The organism is Micromonospora sp. MH33, from assembly GCF_003013775.1.
GTDB lineage: Bacteria > Actinomycetota > Actinomycetes > Mycobacteriales > Micromonosporaceae > Micromonospora > Micromonospora fulviviridis.
The window spans coordinates 1-5,657 of sequence record NZ_MUYZ01000372.1; the positions used below are offsets into that span (position 1 = coordinate 1).

Here is a 5,657-nt window from a genome sequence, read left to right on the forward strand (position 1 = left end):
CCGCGGCCTGGGCCGGGACGCCGCCCTTGCGCGGGCGGCGCTTGGCCGGCGCGTTCCGCGGGCCGTAGCCGACCAGCACGGCGGTACGCCCGCCCGGCGCCACGCCACCGATCAGGCCCGGCTCGACCATGCCCTCCTCCGGCGCGACCTCGACGGCGGCCAGCGAGGCCGCCGACGGGGTGGGCCGGGAGGCGTCGTCCTTCGGCTGCTCGATCGGCCCGGCGTTCGGGTCGGTGTCGATCGCGATGATCGGGCTGCCGACCTCGACCGTGGCGCCCTCCGGGTGGAAGATCGCCTGCACCCGGCCGGCCCACTTCGCCGGGATCTCGACCGCCGCCTTGGCGGTCTCGACCTCGACGATCGGCTGGTTCAGCTCGATGTCGTCGCCCACCTTGACCAGCCAGGCGAGGATCTCGCCCTCGGTCAGGCCCTCGCCCAGGTCGGGGAGGTTGAACTCCTTGATCCGCGACATGCCGCTCACCAGCCGAAGGTGCGGTCGACGGCGTCGAGCACCCGGTCGAGGTCGGGCAGGTACTCCTCCTCCACCCGGGCGGCCGGGTAAGGGATGTCGAAGCCGGTGACCCGCAGCACCGGGGACTCCAGGGAGTAGAAGCACTCCTCGGTGATCCGGGCGGCGATCTCCGACCCGAGGCCCAGGTTGCCCGGGGCCTCGTGGACGACCACGCAGCGGCCGGTGCGCTTCACCGACTCGTACGCGGCGGTCAGGTCCAGCGGCGAGAGCGTGCGCAGGTCGATGACCTCCAGCTCCCGGCCGTCCTCGGCGGCGGCGGTGGCCGCGTCCAGGGCGGTACGCACCATCGGGCCGTACGCCAGCACCGTGGCGTCGGTGCCCGGCCGGGCGACCCGGGCGGCGTGCAGCGGGTACGCCTCGGCCAGCGGGGCGTCCAGCTCGACCGGGCCCTTCTCCCAGTAGCGCCGCTTCGGCTCCAGGAAGACGATCGGGTCGTCGGAAGCGATGGCCTGCTGGATCATCGAGTACGCGTCCTGCGGGTTCGCGCAGCTCACGACCTTCAGGCCGGCGGTGTGCGCGAAGTACGCCTCGGGCGACTCCGAGTGGTGCTCGACCGCGCCGATGCCACCGCCGTAGGGGATCCGGATGACCATCGGGATCCGTACCTTGCCCTGCGAGCGGTAGTGCATCTTCGCCACCTGCGACACGATCTGGTCGTACGCCGGGTAGACGAAGCCGTCGAACTGGATCTCGCAGACCGGCCGGAAGCCGCGGATGGCCAGGCCGACCGCGGTGCCGATGATGCCGGACTCGGCGAGCGGGGTGTCGATCACCCGCTGGTCGCCGAAGTCCTTCTGCAGGCCGTCGGTGATCCGGAAGACGCCGCCGAGCTTGCCGACGTCCTCGCCCATGATGACGACCTTGGGGTCGTTCTCCAGGGCCTTGCGCAGGCCGGCGGTGAGGGCCTTGCCGAGGGTGAGCGTCTCCGTGGCCATCAGTGGGCGCTCCCCTCGAACGACTCCATGTACTTCGAGAACCGGGCCCGCTGCTCGTCGAGCTCCGGGGACCCGTTGGGGTAGACGTGGTCGAACATGGTCACCGGCTCCGGGTTGGGCATGGCGAGCACCCGCTCGCGCAGGTGCACCGACTCGGCGCGGGCCTGCTCGTCGACCTCGGCGAAGAACGACTCGTCGACGATCTGCTGCTTGGCCAGGAACGCCTTCATCCGGGCGATCGGGTCCTTGGCCTGCCAGGCCTCGACCTCGCTGGCGATCCGGTAGCGGGTCGGGTCGTCGGAGGTGGTGTGCGCGCCCATCCGGTAGGTGTACGCCTCGATGAGGCTCGGGCCCTGGCCGTGCCGCGCGTTGTCCAGCGCGTGCCGGGTGACCGCGTACGACGCGAGCACGTCGTTGCCGTCCACCCGCACGCCGGGGAAGCCGAAGCCGCCGGCCCGCTGGTAGAGCGGGACGCGGGTCTGCCGCTCCAGCGGCTCGGAGATGGCGTACTGGTTGTTCTGGCAGAAGAACACCAGCGGGGCGTTGAAGACGCTGGCCCAGACGAACGCCTCGTTGACGTCGCCCTGGCTGGTGGCGCCGTCACCGAAGTAGGCGATCACCGCCTCGCCGTCGTCGCTGCCGGTCTTGCCGTCCATGGCGACACCCATGGCGTACCCGGTCGCGTGCAGGGTCTGCGCCCCGATGACGATCGTGTACATGTTGAACTTGAACTCGTTCGGGTCCCAGCCGCCCTGGTCGACGCCGCGGAACAGGCCGAGCGGCATGATCGGGTCGATGCCCCGGCAGTAGAGGACGCCGTGCTCCCGGTAGGTCGGGAAGGCCATGTCCTGCGTACGCAGCGCCCGGCCGGAGCCGACCTGCGCGGCCTCCTGGCCCAGCAGGCTGGCCCAGAGGCCCAGCTCGCCCTGGCGCTGGAGCGCCGTGGCCTCGGCGTCGAGCTTCCGGACCAGCACGAGGTCGCGGTAGAGCCCGCGGTACTCCTCGTCGGTGAAGTCGACGCGGTACTCGGTCCCGTCCGGGCCGAGCGCGCTCTCGATCCGCTCGCCCTCGGGCGTGAGCAGCTGCACGAGCTCCGGCTCGCCCGTGGCGGCGGCGCGCGTGGTACGGGGTGCGGCCCGCTTGCTGCGGGTGGCGGCCCCGGGGTCGCCCTTTGCCATCCGTCTCTCCCTGTCTGGTCTGCGCCGGCGCCGGGGGGTGACCCGTGCCGCGCACATCGTGCGCCCGACCCGGCTGGTGCCGGGTCGGTCCCTGGCGGCCGCGCCTAGCCCCGGTGAGGGTTGCCGCGCGGCGTGAGCCGGGTCCCGTCAGGAGCCCGACCCGGGAGCGCCGGCGCCGTACCGCACCAGCCGCGGGGTGCGCGGAGGTAGCGGCTGCGTTGCCGTCGTGCCTGAATGATTGCAGAGGAGGTGAGCGGGCCCACAGTATGGCCTCCTCCACCGGTGACGTTCCGTCTCGTTCGCGACTCATAGACGTATTTGTCTGGTGAGTCGTCCTCGGGCGACGGACAATTTGTGTGTCGACACGCTGTGGCGGCTGGTGAACTTAGCGTCACTGGTTCAAGCTGGCGGTGATCCCCCGCGCGGCATTTGTCCGTTTGGCCTGCGCCGGGTTCCCGCCCCGTCGACGCGTACGAGGAGTGTGCCGGTGTCCGAGCCGCCAGAGGGTCCTCCGGGTACTCCGTTCCTGGGCCGGCACCGGGCGGTGCCGCGATCCGGCTACCGGCCGGTGGTCGGTGCCCACCGCGCACACGGCCTGGGCGGCCCGAGCCGCGGCTACCTGTTCACCGTCGCGCTGCTGGCCGGCACCGCGTCCATGCCGATCCTCGCCGCGATCAGCGCCGGGTCGGCCACCGTCGGGAACAGCGCCCTTCCGGACAGCAGCACCCCGTTCATCCCCACCCCGTCGGTCGGCCCGGTGGTGATCGCGCTGCCCGAGGGGAACCAGTCCCCGCTTCCGCCCACCCGGACGCCCGTCGCCGGCCCGGCGGCCACCACCGTGCCGCCCGCGCCGGTGCTCCCCGCCGCGCCGGCCCTGCCCGACGACAGCGACCTCGGCTCCCGCCGGTCCCGCCCGGCCGCCTCCACGCCCGTGCCGGTGCCCCGCCCGACCCGGACCACACCGGCCGGTTCGCCGCGCCCGTCACCGGTGCCGTCGCCGTCGCCGTCGCGCCCGGCCACCCCGGAACCCAGCCCCAGCCCGACCGCCGAACCCACCGGCACCCGGTCCGAGCCGGCCCCGTCGCCGACCGACGGACCGGACCCGACGACCGCGCCGCCGGACGACACCCCGTCACCGACCGGCACGCCGCCGGAGGAGTCACCCACGCCGACGGTCAGCCCGCGCGAGGAGCCGGACCCGAGCGCCACGGCGTCGACCACCGCGGACCCGACCGCCACCGCGGCCTGATCCGCCCCGGATCGCAGCCGGGCCGGTCAGGCCGGGTCGTCGGTGAGGCGGTGACGGTTCGCCTCGATCCAGGCGTCCAGCGCGGCCGGATCGTCCGGGTCGACGCCGTCCGCCATGAGCTGGGCCACCGCCGCCGTGGCCGGGCTGCGCCGCTCGCCCGTGCTGTAGAGCCGGGCGAACTCGGGAACCATCTCCGCGACCGCCTCGTCCGTGCGGGTGGCCGCCGCCGGCGGCAGGCCCCGCTGGCGGGCCGCGTACGCCGCCCAGCCGCGCAGCACCCGGGGCAGCATGGCGGCGTCGTCCATGTCCAGCACGGCCCGGCGGTGCACCCAGTCGAGCAGGAACAGCTCGGCGACCGTCGGGCTCCACCGCATCGGGTCCGCGTCCGGGAAGCTGGCCGCGTGGTCCAGCAGCAGCCCCAGGCAGAAGTGCAGCGAGGCCAGCTCCCCGTCGGCCACCTGGTCGAGGCCGAACCGGACCGCCTCCGGCGAGCCCAGGAAGGCCCGGATCAGCCGGGACCGCACCTCGTCGGTGAGCGGCGGGACGTCGGCCGTCGCCGCCGGCGACGCCGGGCCGGGGAGCGCGGCCAGCCGGGCACCCACCAGCGCCCGGTCGGTGGCCAGCGAGCCCTGCGCGGGCAACTCGCCGAGGTCGTCGGTGACCGCCAGGTGACGGCCCACCTCGGCGCGCATCCGGGCCGGGTCCTCGGTGCGGAACCAGGTGAACTCGTCCTCGGTGCAGATCTCCCGGGCCTGCTCGACGATCCGGGCGGCCGGACCGCCCACGAACACGTCCTTGGTGATCCCGATGTTGTGGTCGACCAGGGCGACCAGGGCGTGCTCCGGCCCGCCCCCGTCGTCGTCGTAGGCGAAGGTGGCCAGGTAGGAGGTCTGGTCGCCGTACACGTCGCCGTACGACCAGGCACCGGTGAGGTGCACCCGGCCGAGCTGGCCGGCCCAGGCCGGGGCGTACGCCCCCGGGCGGACCCGGGCGGCGCCCTCGGCGTCCGGCACGAGGGCGGCGAAGACGGCGCGGATGGTGGTCGCGGCGGCACTGCGGCGGCGCGAGGTGGCGGTGAGGAAGCCGGCCACGAAGTCGCGGACGGCGTTCTCCCGGTCGGTCTCGGCAACGGCGTAGACGCTGCCGAGCAGCGCGGCGCCGAGCATCTCCGCGTCCAGGGCGGAGTCGAGCCTCGTCACGTCGCGAGCGGCGTGCAGCACCGCCTCGTAGGGGGTCTGTGGCGTGGCCATGCACCGACCCTACGCCGTAGGGCCGACCGGGACACCGGTCAGCACGCCGGGCCTGCCGTGCCGGCACTCAGCCCCGGGCCGCCTCCCGCAGCGCCTCGCGCGCCTCGCCGTAGCGGGCCAGCACCGCCCAGACCGGGTTCAGCACGTACTTCTCGCCGACGCTGCCCACCGAGGTGAGCAGCCGCTGCTCGGCCCGACGCCGGGCGCGCCGCGCCGCCCACCGGATCACCGGCCGGGTCAGCGCCGCGACCAGCAGCCCGGCCAGCAGGCCGCCGAGCAGCAGCACGGTGGGCCAGGGCGCCTCGCCGAGCTCCGGGTAGTCCAGGGCGGGCAGGCCGAGGATGCGCAGCGCGTAGCCCAGCACCAGCCAGGCCAGGCCGGCCAGCGCCGCGAGGGTGACCAGCCACTGGAGGGCGCCGACCACCCGCCACCAGGTCGGCCGGCGGTCCATGCCCAGGTCGGTGGCGGCCACCGCGTGGTCCAGCGCGTCCGGCAGGTCGGCCAGCCGGGACC

At 74.3% G+C, this 5,657-nt stretch carries 5 protein-coding genes and 1 pseudogene; all 6 read right to left on the minus strand.

Features of this window, described 5'->3' with window-relative positions:
* Positions 1–472, minus strand: a 472-nt coding sequence (locus tag B0E53_RS32465; protein ID WP_348639685.1) for a biotin/lipoyl-containing protein, incomplete at its 3' end; no start/stop codon positions are given.
* A 5-nt stretch (positions 473–477) separates the two neighbouring features.
* Positions 478–1,467, minus strand: coding sequence for an alpha-ketoacid dehydrogenase subunit beta (locus B0E53_RS32470; protein WP_107079455.1), 990 nt, complete (start codon positions 1,465–1,467; stop codon positions 478–480).
* Positions 1,467–2,645, minus strand: coding sequence for a pyruvate dehydrogenase (acetyl-transferring) E1 component subunit alpha (pdhA, locus tag B0E53_RS32475; RefSeq protein ID WP_107079456.1), 1,179 nt, complete (start codon positions 2,643–2,645; stop codon positions 1,467–1,469). The genes B0E53_RS32470 and pdhA overlap by 1 nt, the downstream gene beginning before the upstream one ends.
* 615 nt (positions 2,646–3,260) lie before the next feature.
* On the minus strand, positions 3,261–3,884 hold the full coding sequence (locus B0E53_RS37165; RefSeq protein WP_146167860.1) for a hypothetical protein: 624 nt from the start codon (positions 3,882–3,884) through the stop codon (positions 3,261–3,263).
* A gap of 36 nt (positions 3,885–3,920) precedes the next feature.
* Positions 3,921–5,144 (minus strand): hypothetical protein, encoded by a 1,224-nt coding sequence (locus B0E53_RS32485; protein ID WP_107079458.1) that lies wholly within the window; start codon positions 5,142–5,144, stop codon positions 3,921–3,923.
* A 67-nt stretch (positions 5,145–5,211) separates the two neighbouring features.
* A pseudogene (locus tag B0E53_RS32490) lies at positions 5,212–5,657 on the minus strand (ABC transporter); the annotation flags it as partial.

Bases quoted from the DNA above. Each gene is read 5' to 3' on its own strand.
- B0E53_RS32470 (WP_107079455.1), bottom strand. From the start codon at position 1,467: ATGGCCACGGAGACGCTCACCCTCGGCAAGGCCCTCACCGCCGGCCTG.
- pdhA (WP_107079456.1), bottom strand. From the start codon at position 2,645: ATGGCAAAGGGCGACCCCGGGGCCGCCACCCGCAGCAAGCGGGCCGCA.
- B0E53_RS32485 (WP_107079458.1), bottom strand. From the start codon at position 5,144: ATGGCCACGCCACAGACCCCCTACGAGGCGGTGCTGCACGCCGCTCGC.